A 14,333-nucleotide genomic window follows, 5' to 3' on the forward strand; every position below is an offset into this window, starting at 1 on the left:
TGTCCGGCCCGCCCCCTTCGCGGGCCGGACACGCGGTCCGACCGGTCCGCCCCTCACGGCCCGGACGCACGGATCGCCAGGTCAGCGGGGGGCCGGCACCGCTTCCCGGGCGAGGGTGACCGCGCCCAGCAACGCCGCGTCGTCGGCGAACCGGGACAGCACCACGTCGGGACGGTGCGGGAGCACCTCGGCCAGCCGGTCGACCAGCAGCCCCCGGATCAGCGCGCTGCCGGCCACCCCGCCCACCAGCACCACCCGCTGCGGATCGAGCAGCAGGCAGCAGGTGACCAGGTGCCGGGCCAGCTCGTCGACCCGGGCGGTGAGGGCGTCGCGGGCCGCGCCGGGCAGTTCGGCCGCGGCGGCCAGCCCGGCCGCGTCCCCGGCCACCCCCAGCTCGTCGGCCAACCGGTCCAGCGCCCGGCCGGAGAAGTCCAGCTCCAGCATGGTGCCGGGCCACGGGCCACCGGCCACCGCGTACCCGATCTCGCCGGCCGCGCCCCGGTGCCCGGCGAGGACCCGACCGCCGACGGTGACCGCCGCCGCCACGCCGGTGCCGATCCCCACCACCAGGCCGGGGTCGGCGTCGCGCAGCGCACCGAGCCGCAGCTCGGCCAGGGCGGCGGCGTTCAGGTCGTTGTCCACCGCCACCCGGGTCACCCCGAGGGCGTCGGAGACGGCGTCGGCCAGGCGCAACCGTTCCCAGCCGGGCACGTTCGGGGCGAGGTCGATGCCGTCGGGGCGGACCACCCCGGGCGAGGCCACCCCGGCCGCCACGAGCGGCCCGCCGACCTCGGCGACCAGCGCGGCGGCCAACTCCAGGGCCCGGTCCAACGCCTGCGGGGCACCCCGCTCGGCGTGCGTGGCGATCCGCCGGTGGGCCAGCAGCCGGCCCGTGCCGTCGGCCACCCCGACGGCCATCTTCGTGCCGCCGAAGTCGATGCCGAGCAGCAGTCCGTCGGTGCGGGTGCCGGCGACGGCCCGGCCGGCCAGTCGCATGCTCACCTGGTCCACCGCCCGGTCACCACCGTCGAGCACGGTCGCGGCGACGCCCCGCCGGACAGCCGGGGGGCCGGACCGGCACCGGGTCGTCCGATCGGCGCGCTCACCGGCCGGCCACCTCGGCGGCGACCGTGTCCAGCGCCTCGTCGGCGCGGGCCAGCCGGTCCCGGGTCGCGGCGAGCCGGTCGGCGACCCCGTCGAACGCGACCCGCAGGGTGCCGACCTGGGCGCGGACGGCGGCGGCACCCGGCCCGTCCACCTGCGCCCGGGCGAGCACCAGTTCGGGGTCGACGGCGGCGGCGATCAGGTCGGCCACGGCGTCGTCGGTGAGCCCGTCGGCCAACCCGGCGGCAGCGGTCCGGACCCCCTCGGCGGTCCAGGTGTCCGGTGCGCCGGCACGGACCAGCCGACCGACGACCGAGTGGGCGGCCCGGAACGGCACCCCGTGCCGGGTCAACGCGTCGGCCGCCGCGGTGGTGGTCGCACCGGACGCCACGATCTCCTCCCGGGTCGGCGGGTGCAGCGGCTCCAGCTCGGCGAGGAAGCCGCCGACCAGGGCGAAGAACCGTTCCGCCCGGTCGTTGCTGTCCCAGAGCCGGACCTGCACGTCGGTGGTGGCGTTGTTGGAGTCCTCCCACCAGGCCGCCCCGACGTTGTTGAGCACGGACGCGGCGTCGGCGGCGCTCGCGCCGGCCATCGACACCAGGTGCTCCAGCACCACCGGGTTGCGCTTCTGCGGCATGATGCTGCTGCCCTGGGTGAAGTCGCCGGGGGTGGCCACCCACTGCCAGGTCAGCCAGTCCATCAGGGTGCGGGCGAGCCGGGCGCCGGTGGCCAGGGCCTGCGCGTTGAGGGTGCCCACCCGGACCAGGTGGTCGGCCCCGGCGACCGCCTCGTACGAGTTGGTCACCAGGCCGTCGAAGCCGAGCAGCTCGGCCACCCGGGCCGGGGCGATGTCCAGGTCGGTGCCGGCGAACGCGCAGGAACCCAGCGGCGAGACGTTGAGCTGGTCGATCACGTCGGCGTACGCGGCGGCCTCACCGGCCAGCGCCTCGGCGTAACCGGCCAGCGCGTGCCCGATGGTGGTGGGCTGGGCGGGCCGGCGGTGGGTGTAACCGGTGATCACCACGTCGGCGTACCGGTCGGCCACGTCCAACGCGGTCGTTCCGGTGGCCAGCACCCGGTCCAGCACCCCGAGCAACTGGTCGCGCAGCAGCATCCGGAACACCCCGGCGTCCAGGTCGTTGCGGCTGCGCGCCATCTGCACGTCCAGTTCGGACGCGGGCAGGCCGCACGCCTGCGCGAGGGTCTTCTCCAGCAGGTAGTAGGTGTCCTCGAAGCTGCCGTCGAACGCCGGGGCGGGGCTGCCGTCGGCGCGCAGCGTGGCCAGCCCACGCAGCAGCCGGGCCCCCCGCTCGGCCGGGATGAGGCCCTGCTCGGTCAGCATCACCACGTGCGCCTGGCTGGCGCGCACCATCGCCGGGTACAGGTGGCCGACGTGGTGCTCGTAGGTCGGGGCCAGGTGGTGCCGCTGGTAGGTGGTCAGCTCGCTCATGGCGGTTCCTTACTTCCTTCCGGGCCGGGACGCGGTGTGGGGGCCGGGTCCCGGGTTCTCGGCTGGTCGGTCGGTCAGGCCCAGCAGCCGTTCGGCGTTACCGGCGAAGATCGCGCGGAGGTGGTCGTCGGGCATCCCCAGCTCGCGGCAGACCCGCAGCTGGTCGTCGAGGTAGCGGGTGACGTAGCCGCGCGGGAACCACGACGAGTCGCTGCCGTACACGATGCGCTGCGGGCCGATCGTCTCGTAGCAGCGGCGGAACAGGTCCTCCAACGTCAGCTTGTACGGCATCCAGCGCACCCACTGGTTGGAGCCGGACGTGTCGACGTGGATGTTGGGGCAGCCCCAGGCGGCGAAGAGCAGGTCCTGCACGTGCTGGACGCCGAAGTGCGGCACCACCACGGCCAGCTCGGGGAACCGGCGGGCCATCCGGGCCAGCTCGTCGGGGCCGCCGTACCTGCCGAAGGACAGGCCACCGGCGCTGCCGTAGTGGCCGATGTGGATCAGCACCGGCACCCCGAGGCGCTGGGCGGTGGACCACAGCGGGTCCAGGTCGGCGTGGTCCAGCGGGCCGCGCAGCAGCGGGGCGAACAGCTTCAGCCCGCGCAGGCCCCGTCCGGTCACCGCGCGCTCCAGTTCGGCGGCGGCCCCCGGCGAGTACGGGTCGTGGTGGGCGAAGCCGAGCAGCAGGTCCGGGTGCCTGTCGACCACGTCGGCGACGGTGTCGTTGCCGCCGCCGGTGACGAAGACGGCCCGGCGTACCCGTACCGCACGCAGTTCGTCGGCCCACCGGTCGGCCTCGTCCTGCCAGCGCGGCGCGGGCGGCTCGGGGTCGGGGAAGCTCCACGCCTGCCGCCACGCCTTCGCGTACGGGGCGGAGCCGGCGGCCCGGACGGCCCGCTCGTGTTCCCCGCCCGGGTGCATTCCGGCGGCGTCCTCGCAGGCGTGGATCGTCTCGTCGGTGCCGATGCGGAAGTGCAGGTGGAAGTCGACGATGTCGAGTCCCCGGTCCACGCTCACCGGTCTCCCCCGGTCGCCCCGGCCGCCGCCGTCGGGTCACCGGCCGTCGTGGTCGGGCTGTCGGCCGCCGGGTCGGGCAGCGGGTCGGCGGTGGGCGGGGCGGGCGGCGGGGCGGCCACCCAGGCCGCGACGATCTCCCGCAGCCGCGCACCGGCCGTGGCCCGCACCTGCCGGCCGGCCGCCTCGGAGGCCAGCGAGATGTGCCCCGACCAGCCCTGCCACGGGTCGGGCCGGGACTCGACAAGCACGTACGGGTGGCCCACCGGCAGTTTCGGCTTCGGCGGCAGGTCGGTCACCGCGTCGAGCCGGACCGCGCCGGGATCGAACCCGAGCACCCCGGAGGTCTCGTACGCGCCGCCGTGCCCCCGGGCGGTCAGCGGCCCGTACAGCTCGGTGGTCTCTGCCGGGGTGACCAGCTGGAACCAGTTGACCAGCAGCAGGCTGGCGGTACGCCGGCCGGAGACCCACTCCATCGCGGCCCGGACGGTGGACATGTTGGCGTCGTGGCCGTTGACGATCAGCAGCCGGGGGAAACCGGCGGCGACGATCCCCTCGATCACGTCGGCGAGGTAGCCGACGGCGATCTCCGGCCGGATCGACACCGTCCCCGGCCAGGGCCGGGTCTGCCCCGGGCAGGCCGCGTACGGCACCGCCGGGAAGAGCACCCCGCGCGGCCCGGCAGCGCCGCCGGCCCCGGCGACCCGGTCTGACGCGCCGCCGGCCTCGGCGACCGGGCCGGCAGCGCCGCCGGCCTCGGCGACCCGGCCGGCAATGCCGCCGGCCTCGGCGGCGAAGCCCTCGGCGAGGATCAGGTCGGTGCCGAGCGGCAGGTGCGGGCCGTGCCACTCGACGGCGCCGACGGGCAGCACCGCGTAGTCGGCCGCCGCCGCGACGGCGGCCAGCTCACCGCCGGGAATCCGGGTGGCGGGCAGCAGCCCGCCACCGGCCGGCCAGGTCACGCCGTCCACTTCGCCGCCTCCCGGGTGGCCCGGCCGCCGTTCTGCAGGCGGCCGGAGAACACCATCACCACGAAGATCAACACCACCTGGAGCATGCCGTACGCGGCGGCGGTGCCGACCTCGAACGAGTACATCCGGTTGTTGATCTCGACCGAGATGGGTGCCGTCTCCGAGGTGTAGATCAGCACCGAGGCGACGAACTCGCCCACCCCGTTGACGAACGCGAGCAGCGCGCCGGCCAGCACACCGGGCAGCATCAGCCGCAGGGTGACCGTGCCGAACGCCCGCCACCAGGGCGCGCCGAGGTTACGGGCCGCCTCCTCCAGCGACGGGTCGATCTGCGCCAGCGTCGCCGAACTCGACCGGAACACCAGCGGCAGGAACCGCACGAAGTACGCCAACGGCATGATCCAGAACGTGCCGATCAGCACCTGGCCGAAGCTGAACGCGTTGCCCGTGCTGAACGCCGAGATCAGGTTGATCGCCACCACCGTGCCGGGCAGCGCCCAGGCCAGCATGACCGCCACGTCGAGCAGCCCCCGGCCCCGGAAGTCGAGCCGGCGCACCGCGTACGCGATCAGCACACCGACCACCACGCAGCCGACCGTCGCGAGCAGGCTCATCTGCAACGAGTTGAGGATCGGCCGGTACGCCCCCGGGTCCGAGAAGATCGTCACGAAGTTCGCGGTGGTGTACTCCGACGGGATCACCTCGGTGGTCCACGAGCCGTCCCGGGAGAAGGCGACCAGGGCGATCGTCGCCACCGGGGCGAGCAGCACCATGGTGGCCAGCACCGAGGCCAGCAGCGCCAGCCACTTGCCGAACGGGTTGGTGATCTCCCGGCGGTGCGAGGCGACGCCCTTGGACTGGGAACGGTAGCTGCGCCGTCCCTCGTACCAGCGCATCCCGAGCAGGAACAGCACCGACGCCACGGCCAGCACCGACGCGTAGGTCGACGCCATCGGCAGGTCGCCGTTGGTGCGGTTGATGTAGATCTGCATGGTCATCGTCCGGTCCACCCCGAACAGCAACGGCGCGGTGTACGACGCCAGCGACGTCATGAAGACCAGCAGCGACGCCGAGACCAGCGCCGGGGTGAGCATCGGCAGCAGCACGGTGCGCCACACCCGGACCCGGCTCGCGCCCAGGTTGTAGGCCGCCTCCTCCACCGACGGGTCCATCCCCACCAGGGCGGCGGAGGCGGCGAGGTAGAAGAACGGGTACATGGTGAAGGTGTGCACCACCAGCACCCCGGCGATGCCGGTGAACGGCAGCACCGGGTTCTCGGTGCCGAGGAGCTGTTGCAGACCGCGCGGCAGGATGCCGGTCTCGCTGTAGAGCAGCTGGAACGAGATCGCCCCGATCAGCGGCGGCAGCGCCGCCGGCACCAGGATGATCGCCTCGATCAGCCGCCGGCCGGGGAACGAGAACCGCTTGAGCAGGAAGGCCATCGCCACCCCGACGATCCCGCAGAGCAGCACGCTGGCCGCCGAGATCCCCAGCGAGGTGAGCAACGCCGACCGGGCGACCCCGCTGCCGGTGACGAACTCGGTGTAGTTGGCCACCCCGTCCACCCCGACGCTCTCGGCGAAGGTGGCGAACATCGGCTGCACCACGTAGCCGAAGAGGATCAGCGCCAGCGGGAAGACCAGCAGGTACGGGAACCACGGCGAGTTGGCGTTGAGGCCGCGCCGGGGACGGGCGGCCGGCGGCGGGGCGGGGTCCTGGGTCACCGGCGGCACGGTGGCCGCGCTCGGCGTGGCGGGAATGGTGCTCATGGGCGCACCACCCACATGCGGTCCCGGTTGAGCCGCAGGCCGACCTGGTCGCCGACGGTGATGCCGTCCGGGACGTCGATCGCGGCGACCTGCACCGGCTCGCCGGCCACCTCGACCACGAGGTTGGTGGCCATGCCGGTGAACTCCACCTCGGTCACCCGGCCGGGCAGCGCGCCGGCCTCGGTGGTCGAGGTGAGCCCGAGGTGCTCGGGGCGTACCGAGACCAGGGCGGTGTCCCCGGCGCGCAGGCCGTGGTCGGCGGGGGCGGCGACGGCGGTCTCGCTGCCGTCGGGCAGGCCCACGGTGACCGTCTCGGCGGCGGCGGTGACCACCGGCAGGCTGAGCACGTTGCTGCGGCCGATGAACCGGGCCACGAAGGCGGTCGCCGGCCGGTGGTAGATCTCCTGCGGGGCGCCGATCTGGCGGACCCGGCCCGACTCCATCACGGCGATCCGGTCGGACATCGCCATCGCCTCGGACTGGTCGTGGGTGACGTAGATGGCGGTGGTGCCGGCCTCCTGCTGGATGCGCCGGATCTCCACCCGGGTCTCCTCGCGCAGCTTGGCGTCGAGGTTGGACAGCGGCTCGTCGAGCAGCAGGGTACGCGGCCGGATGACCAGGGCGCGGGCCAGCGCCACCCGCTGCTGCTGGCCGCCGGAGAGCTGGTCGATCCGGCGGTCGCCGTAGCCGGCGAGGTGCACCTGGCCGAGTGCCTCCTCGATCCGCCGGGCGGACTCGGCCCGCCCCACCTTGCGGATCTTCAGCCCGTACGCGACGTTCTGCGCGACGGACATGTGCGGGAAGAGGGCGTAGTTCTGGAACACCATGCCGGTGTCGCGTTTGTTCGGCGGCCGGTGGGTGACGTCCTCCGTGCCGAACCTGATCCGCCCCGAGGTGGGGAAGTAGAACCCGGCCACCATCCGCAGGGTGGTGGTCTTGCCGCAGCCGCTCGGGCCGAGCAGGGTGAAGAACTCCCCGGCGGCGATGCTGATGTCGACGTCGTCGACGGCAGCGGTGTCGCCGGCACGCGCGAAGCGCTTGCTCACCGACTCCAGCGTGACATCGATCATGATGTCTTCTCCTTCATGCGGTACCGGACCTGGCCGGGCGGTGTGGCGGGACGGGCGGTGCCGGGGGCGGGACGGCCCCCGGCACCCGTACGGGTCAGCCCTTGTTCTTGATCTGGCTGTTCCAGTGGTTGATCCACTCGGTCTCGTTCTTGCCGATGATGTCCCAGTTGACGTCGAGCGGCTTGAGGTTGAGCTGGGCCAGCCACTCCGGCTGCTGGGCGATCTCCACGGCCGGGATCTGGTAGTAGTCCTTGGCCAGGTCGGCGCGGAGCGTGTCGTCGAAGAGGAACTCGATGAACTTCTGCGCGCCGGCGCTGTTGCCGCCCTTGACCGCGGCCAGCCCGTCGACCAGCACCGGGGCGCCGGAGGCCGGCATCACGTAGCCGAACGGCATGTTGGACTGGTTGGCCTGCAGCAGGATGTCCTGCAGGTTCCAGGCGCTCAGCGTGCCCTGCTGGCGGGAGAGCTTGAGGTAGAGGTCGGCCGGGTTGGCCGCGTACGCGCCGGTGTTGGCGTCGAGCTTCTTGAGCCAGTCGTAGCCGGGCTGCGGGTTGCTGCCGTCCGGCGACTGCCGCATGATCATCGCGGCGTAGATCGACCGCATGGTGCCCGAGGCGGCCACGTCACGGATGACGATCTTGTCTTTCCACTCCGGCTTCAGCAGGTCGTCCCAGTCCTTCGGGGCCTGCTCCGGGGTGAGCGCCTTGTTGTTGTACATGATGACCTCGGGCAGCAGGATCTCCCCGAACCAGCGGCCCTCGGCGTCCTTGTACTTGGCGTCCATCTTGCCGGCGAACGCGGGCTGCCAGGCGGCGAGCAGGTCCTCACCGGCGCCGGCGGCCAGCCCCTGCTGGGTGCCGCCCCACCAGACGTCGGCCTGCGGGTTGGCCTTCTCGGCCCGGACCCGCTCCAGGATCTCCTGGGCGCCCAGGTTGAGGATCTCCACCTTCCCCTTGTACTCGGGGTACTTGGCGGTGAACTTGTCCACGACGAAGGTGGAGACCTTCTTGTCGCGGGCGGTGTAGATCGTCAGCTTCTCCGTCTCACCGGCCGCGGTGTCGTCCGAGCCGCCGCCGCAGGCGGTGCCGGCGGCGAGGACGGTGGCGAGCGCTCCGGCGAGCAGAAGTCGACGTCTCATGGGGTACCTCCGAGGGGTGTGGGCGGGAGAATCAGCGGTTCGAGCAGGTCAAGGGGCCGGTAACAGGGTGGGCATCCCGGCGGCGGCGGCCGAGAGGGCGTAGCTGACCGCGCCGTGCAGCACCGCCCGGTCGCCGAGCACCGCCCGGCGTACCTCGGTGGTGCTGGGTGCGGCGGCGGTGACCAGGTCCTGGAGCCGGCCGACGGCGGCGTCGTCGAGTTCGGCGGCGGCACCGCTGAGCAGCACCCGCCCCGGATCGATCACGCAGACGCAGGAGACGATCAGCCGGGACCAGGCGTGCAGCAGTTCGTCGAGGTAGCCGGCGGCGCGCGGGTCGTCGGCGGCCAGCTCGACCAGCGCGCGTACCGGCGAGTCGGGGCGGCGGCCGGGGGCCAGCGCGACCACCCGTTCGGCGATCGCGTTCTCCGACCAGCGCGCCTCGAACGGGCCGATCCCGTCGTGTCCCCGGTCGGCCGGGTCCAGCGGCAGGAAACCGACCTCGCCGGCCGCGCCCCGGGCCCCCCGGCGGACCTGGCCGTCGAGCACCAGGCCCGCGCCGATGCCGTCGGCGACGTGCAGCAGCAGCAGGTCGGCGACGTCGGTGCCGGCGCCGGCGGCGTGTTCACCGGCGGCCATCAGGTTGACGTCGTTGTCCACCACCACGGGTACGCCGAGCGTCCGCTGGACCGACTCCCCTATCGGGCGGCCCTCGATCTGGCCGACCGAGGGGGCGAGCCGGACCGCGCCGCCGGAGATGACACCGGGCGCGGCGATGGCCACCCCGCGCAGCGCCGGCAGCCCGTCGCCGGCCAGTTCGGGCACCGACCGGCAGATGGTGTCGACGATGTCGCCGGTCAGCCGGACCGTGCGGTGGGCGACCACCGCGCCGTCGCTGTCGGCGATCTCGCAGCTGATCCGGGACGGCTCCAGCGAGACGGCGGCGACCAGTTCGGCACGGGGGTTGAACTCCAGCATCGCCCGGGGACGACCGGCGCGGGAGGTGCCCGGCCCGCGTTCGATCAGGTATCCCTCGGCGATCAGGTCCCGCACCAGCGGGGTGAGCGTGGCAGGGCTCAGGCCGGTGAGCTCGGTCAGCTCGGCCCGGGAGAGCACCCGGACCTGGCGGGCGGTGGAGATCACGGAAAGCCGCTTGATCTCCTTCGACCGCTCCCGGCTCACCGGGCTCGTTGGTGGCGTCACCACGTCTGTCACACTTCCTTCCTACGGCGAACGAATTAAAGAGTCAAGTAACAAGTCCGTCTCGGCCGGGCCGCCTCAGGCCACCGGAGCAGCAAGAACGTCCGCAATTGGCAGCGTTGGGCGGGTTCGGGTCACCGTTTCGGCGCACCGCAGGACATCCCGGACACCACCCTCTTTATTTCTTCTGCAAAGGAAGAAATACCTTGCAAAGCATTGACGTGCCGCTGCGCTGGTCCCTAGCGTCACCGGGCGAAGGCCTTCCAGTGTGTACGGAACCCGTACCGCTGCCGTACCCGGTGCACCGCGTCCGACGACGCCCACCGTTCCCGTTCCCGCCGCCTCACCGTCCACCGTCGACCCCGCGTCGGACGCCCCGCGTCCGACGCGGACGGTCGCTGCCCGGACACCGTGGTCCCGGAAGGATCCGCATGCGCATCAAGGGTTTCCTGCTACCCACCGCACTCGCCCTGGCCGTGGCCGGGGCGCCCGCCACCGCCGTCGCCGCCCCGGCCGACGTGCGCCCCGCCAAGGCCGTCGACCTCGACGTGCTCTTCGTCAGCGCCCACCCCGACGACGAGGCCGGCAGCCTCGCCACCCTGGGCCAGTGGAAGGAGAAGTACGGCGCCAAGGCCGGCGTCGTCACCATCACCCGCGGTGAGGGCGGCGGCAACGCCGTCGGCCTGGAGGAGGGGCCGCCGCTGGGCATCATCCGCGAGCGCGAGGAACGCACCGCGATCGGCAAGGCCGGCGTGGAGAACCTCTACAACCTCGACCGGGTCGACTTCTGGTACACCGCGTCCGCCCCCCTGTCCGAGCAGATCTGGGGCCACGACGACACCCTGGGCCAGATCGTCCGGGTCATCCGGACCACCCGGCCCGAGATCATCATGACGATGAACCCGTCGCCGACCCCGGGCAACCACGGCAACCACCAGCAGGCCGCCCGGTTCGCCGCCGAGGCGTTCGCCGCCGCCGCCGACCCGAACGCCTTCCCCGAGCAGCTCAGCGCCGAGGGCCTCACCCCGTTCCGGGCCGCGAAGTTCCTGCGCAGCGGCGGCACCGGCAGCTCCGCCGCCGGCCCCCAGTGCGCGACCAGCTTCACCCCGACCGTCCCGACCGACCAGGTCTTCGGCGTCTGGGAGGGCACGCCGAGCGCCAGCGGGAAGACCTGGGCCGAGATCGAGGTCGACGCCCGTCGGGAGTACGTCACCCAGGGCTGGGCCGGCACCGCCGCCGCCCCCACCGACCCGACGAAGATCCGGTGCGACTTCTACACCCTGATCGACAGCCGCGTCCCGTACGACCCGGCGGACTCCTCCCCGGAGGCGATCCTGCGCGGCTCGGTGCTGCCGCCGGTGACCGGTGGCCTGCCCAAGGGCACCGAGCTGTACCTCACCACCGACCGGTTCGACCTGGCCCCCGGCGCGACCGTCGAGGTCACCGCGCACCTGCGCGCCCCGCACAACCGTGCCCTGGTCAAGCCGCGGATCGACCTGCGACTGCCGGCGGGCTGGAAGGCCAAGGGCTCCGGCGTGCTCAACAACGACGTGCCGTCGGGCAAGGAGCGGACCCGCAAGTTCACCGTCACCGTCCCGGCTGACGCCGACACCAACCAGCAGCAGCTCATCGGAGCCACCCTGACCACCCGCCAGGGTGTCGGGCGCACCGACCGGGCCGTCCGGGTGGTCGCCGACGTACGCGGCACCCTGGAGCCGCTGCCCGAGGTCGGCACGTTCCGCACCTGGGCCGGTGAGGGCGGATACCCGCAGCTGGACACCCTGATCAAGCCGGTGCTCACCATCGGCTCCGGCAAGCAGCGGTCGGTCCGGATCGACCTGCGCAACCACGGCCGGGTCAGCCGCAGCGGCACCGTCACCCTCGGCCTGCCGGCCGGCTTCACCGCCGACGCGGCCACCAAGAACTACCCCGCGCTGGCGCCCGGCGCGACCGGTGCGGTCACCTTCACCGTCACCAACACCGACGCCACCCTGCCGACCGCCAACGAGGGCGGCACGGACGGGGACTACGGCATCACCATCACCACCACCAGCGCCGCCGGCAGCACCGTGGAGACCGGCGCGCTGGAGATCGTGCCCACCACCGAGGTTCCGCGCGCCGGTGACGGCACCGTCGACGGGGTGGCCTCGCCCGGCGAGTACCCCGGCCCGGAGCTGGACTTCTCCCGCATCTGGGAGGGGCAGGCCACGACCCCGCAGGACGCCTCGGCGACCGGCCGGATCGCCTGGACCACCGAGGGGCTGAAGGTGATCGTCCAGGTCACCGACGACGTGCTGGGCAAGAAGGTGGTCCCGCAGGACTGCAAGCGGCAGCGCCGCACCGACAGCGTGGAGATCATCGTCGACCCGAAGGGGAACTCGACGGACACCTCCACCGTGTTCAAGGCCGGCATCTTCCCGATCACCGACGACCCGGCCAACGGCAACCCGCCCTGCTGGCAGCGCGACGCCGACAACCGGCAGGGCCCGGGGGCGACCACCGCGCCCGGGATGACCGTGGTCAGCAAGGTCAGCTCCCCGTACACCGGGTACACCATCGAGACGATGATCCCGTTCGCGGTGCTGCCCGACGCGGTGGACCCGGCCCGGATGGGCTTCAACGTGCTGGTCTACGACTCGGACACCCAGGACCTCAGCTCGCAGTCCCGGCTGGGCTGGTCCACCTTCACCGGTGTCCGGGCCGACCCGTACCGCTACGGTCTGGCCACCCTGCCCGGCTACCAGCCGGCGGCCCGGCAGCCCAGCACGCCGGTGTTCCCGGACACCTCGGCGCGCAGCGTGCACAGCCCGCAGACCATCGCCCAGTCGGCAGTGGACGGGGTGGCCCCGGCCGCCGTGCCGAGGCTGAAGAACTCGGCGCTGCGGCTGACCTCGGCCCAGCGGGTCACCGACGGCGTGCAGGTCACCCTGCGTGCCGACCGGGCCGGAACCGCCTACCTGTACGCCTGGGACGGTGACACGGCCCGGGGCGAGCACACCGTCCGGCTGGCCGCCGGTGACCGGGTCACCGTGACGGTCCCGGTCAGCGGGGGCACCCCGACGTCGCTGCTGGCCGCCTTCGAGTCCGGTGGCGCGGCAGTGGCCCAGCAGGTCCCGCTGAACTGATCCACCACCGCGGCACCAGTGGCCGGTCGTCGACTGTCGTCGGCGGCCGGCCACACCCGTGTCAGGGGGTCAGCCCGGGCAGCTCGTGGCGGGCAGCCCGGTCAGCGGCACCGGGGAACGCCCGGTCGGGCGGGCCTTGCCGGCCAGCACCCCGGCGAGCGCCGTCATCGAGGCCCGGCTGGACGAGTACGTCGCCAGCAGGGTCGGCGAGGTCGCCTTCTCCAACACGTACGGGGTGTCCATCGCCACGGTGACCGCCGCGTCGGCGGCGAGATCCTTCGGGCCGTCGCCGTAACCGACCAGGTGCACCCGGGTGCCGCCCTTGGCCACCACCCGCACGCCCGCGTCGGTCAACGCCTCGGTGAGCGCCGCCCGGGTCCGGTCCCGTCCCTCGGAGGTGGTGACGGTGACCGGGCCGGACACCGCCACGCCGCACTTGCCGCGCAGTTGGGTGACCGCCGCCGCGGCCAGCGCGGTGGCGGCCGCCCGGTGCGGGGCGCTGTCGAGCGTGGACATCGCCGGCGTCGGCCGGTCGGCGAGCCGGAACTTCATGGTCAACACCCGGGTGACCGCCGCCACCAGCCGGTCCCGGGGCAGCGTGCCGTCGCGCAGCGCGGCCAGCAACCCGTCGTACGCCTGGCCGACGTTCGGGGTCATCAGGATCAGGTCGTTGCCGGCGAGCAGGGCCTTCACCGCCGCCTCGCCCGGCGGGTAGCGCTTGGCCGGCGGCATGTTCATCCCGTCGGTGATCACCACCCCCTGGAAGCCCAGCTCACCCCGCAGCACGTCGGTGAGCAGCCTGTGGGAGAAGGTGGCCGGGGTGCCCGGGTCCACGGCGGTGACGTCGAGGTGCGCCGACATCACCGCCATCGCCCCGGCGTCGATACCGGCCCGGAACGGCGGGAAGGCGGTGGCGTCCAGCTCGGCCCGGGGCTGGCCGACCACCGGGACCTCCTGGTGCGAGTCGGCGGCGCTGAGCCCGTGCCCGGGGAAGTGCTTGACGCTGGCCGCCACCCCGGCGCTCTGCAACCCCTGGACCGCGCCCGCGACCTGCGCGGCGGCCCGCTTCGGGTCCGCGCCGAAGGACCGCGAGCCGATGACCGTGCTGCGGGTGGCCAGGACGTCGGCGACCGGAGCGAAGTCCAGGTTCACCCCCATCGCGGCCAGTTCGGTGCCGGCGGCCTTCCAGGCGGCCTCGGTCCGGGCCGGGTCGTCGGCCGCCCCGGCGGCCAGCGCGCTGGGCAACGTGGTCACCCCGTCGGTGATCCGGGTGACCACGCCGTACTCCTGGTCGGTGCCGACCAGGAACGGCGCCGGGCCGGCCGCCAACTTCCCGGCGGCCTCGCGCAGCCCGGCGGTCAGCTTCTTCACCTGGGCCGGGTTGTCGACGTTGGTGGTCGACTGGTTGCCCGAGGTGGGGTCGTCGGCGCTGAACCCGACCAGGATCAGCCCGCCGAGCCGGTACTTCGCGATCATCTCGGCCGGGGTGTCG

Annotated in this window: 10 protein-coding genes; 1 reads left to right on the forward strand and 9 read right to left on the reverse strand. The window is 73.3% G+C overall.

What is annotated here, in order from left to right; translation table 11 throughout:
- Positions 1-81: 81 nt before the first annotated feature.
- The 8 genes from B5D80_RS17055 to B5D80_RS17090 form a co-directional block, all read right to left on the reverse strand.
- Positions 82-996, reverse strand: coding sequence for an ROK family protein (locus B5D80_RS17055; RefSeq protein ID WP_088644881.1), 915 nt, complete (start codon positions 994-996; stop codon positions 82-84).
- A gap of 106 nt (positions 997-1,102) precedes the next feature.
- Positions 1,103-2,554, reverse strand: coding sequence for a lyase family protein (locus tag B5D80_RS17060; protein ID WP_088644860.1), 1,452 nt, complete (start codon positions 2,552-2,554; stop codon positions 1,103-1,105).
- Positions 2,555-2,563: 9 nt separating this feature from the next.
- Positions 2,564-3,574, reverse strand: a complete 1,011-nt coding sequence (locus B5D80_RS17065; protein WP_211291539.1) for an amidohydrolase family protein — start codon at positions 3,572-3,574, stop codon at positions 2,564-2,566.
- Positions 3,571-4,533 (reverse strand): creatininase family protein, encoded by a 963-nt coding sequence (locus B5D80_RS17070; RefSeq protein WP_245854665.1) that lies wholly within the window; start codon positions 4,531-4,533, stop codon positions 3,571-3,573. The genes B5D80_RS17065 and B5D80_RS17070 overlap by 4 nt, the downstream gene beginning before the upstream one ends.
- On the reverse strand, positions 4,530-6,311 hold the full coding sequence (locus B5D80_RS17075; protein ID WP_088644862.1) for an ABC transporter permease: 1,782 nt from the start codon (positions 6,309-6,311) through the stop codon (positions 4,530-4,532). Before B5D80_RS17075 ends, B5D80_RS17070 begins: the two co-directional genes overlap by 4 nt.
- Entirely contained in the window at positions 6,308-7,381 is a 1,074-nt protein-coding gene (locus B5D80_RS17080) for an ABC transporter ATP-binding protein (protein WP_088644863.1), read from the reverse strand. Before B5D80_RS17080 ends, B5D80_RS17075 begins: the two co-directional genes overlap by 4 nt.
- 94 nt (positions 7,382-7,475) lie before the next feature.
- Positions 7,476-8,519 carry an extracellular solute-binding protein gene (locus tag B5D80_RS17085; RefSeq protein ID WP_088644864.1) on the reverse strand — a complete coding sequence of 348 codons (1,044 nt, stop codon included), beginning with the start codon at positions 8,517-8,519 and terminating at the stop codon, positions 7,476-7,478.
- Between the two features lie 48 nt (positions 8,520-8,567).
- Positions 8,568-9,731 carry an ROK family protein gene (locus tag B5D80_RS17090; RefSeq protein ID WP_088644865.1) on the reverse strand — a complete coding sequence of 388 codons (1,164 nt, stop codon included), beginning with the start codon at positions 9,729-9,731 and terminating at the stop codon, positions 8,568-8,570.
- Between the two features lie 416 nt (positions 9,732-10,147).
- On the opposite strand from B5D80_RS17090, the gene B5D80_RS17095 reads away from it, so the two are divergent.
- A complete protein-coding gene (locus B5D80_RS17095; RefSeq protein ID WP_088644866.1) occupies positions 10,148-12,841 on the forward strand; it encodes a sugar-binding protein in 2,694 nt (897 codons plus the stop codon).
- Between the two features lie 69 nt (positions 12,842-12,910).
- Here the strand turns inward: B5D80_RS17095 and B5D80_RS17100 are convergent.
- A partial coding sequence (locus B5D80_RS17100) for a glycoside hydrolase family 3 protein (RefSeq protein WP_088644883.1) occupies positions 12,911-14,333 on the reverse strand: 1,423 nt, incomplete at its 5' end.

It is taken from the genome of Micromonospora wenchangensis, assembly GCF_002210435.1.
Classification (GTDB): Bacteria; Actinomycetota; Actinomycetes; order Mycobacteriales; family Micromonosporaceae; genus Micromonospora; species Micromonospora wenchangensis.

What these genes read in the sequence shown, in the direction of transcription:
- B5D80_RS17055 (WP_088644881.1), bottom strand. Translation starts at nt 996, where the DNA reads ATGCGACTGGCCGGCCGGGCCGTCGCCGGCACCCGCACCGACGGACTG.
- B5D80_RS17060 (WP_088644860.1), bottom strand. Translation starts at nt 2,554, where the DNA reads ATGAGCGAGCTGACCACCTACCAGCGGCACCACCTGGCCCCGACCTAC.
- B5D80_RS17095 (WP_088644866.1), top strand. Translation starts at nt 10,148, where the DNA reads ATGCGCATCAAGGGTTTCCTGCTACCCACCGCACTCGCCCTGGCCGTG.
- B5D80_RS17085 (WP_088644864.1), bottom strand. Translation starts at nt 8,519, where the DNA reads ATGAGACGTCGACTTCTGCTCGCCGGAGCGCTCGCCACCGTCCTCGCC.
- B5D80_RS17080 (WP_088644863.1), bottom strand. Translation starts at nt 7,381, where the DNA reads ATGATCGATGTCACGCTGGAGTCGGTGAGCAAGCGCTTCGCGCGTGCC.
- B5D80_RS17075 (WP_088644862.1), bottom strand. Translation starts at nt 6,311, where the DNA reads ATGAGCACCATTCCCGCCACGCCGAGCGCGGCCACCGTGCCGCCGGTG.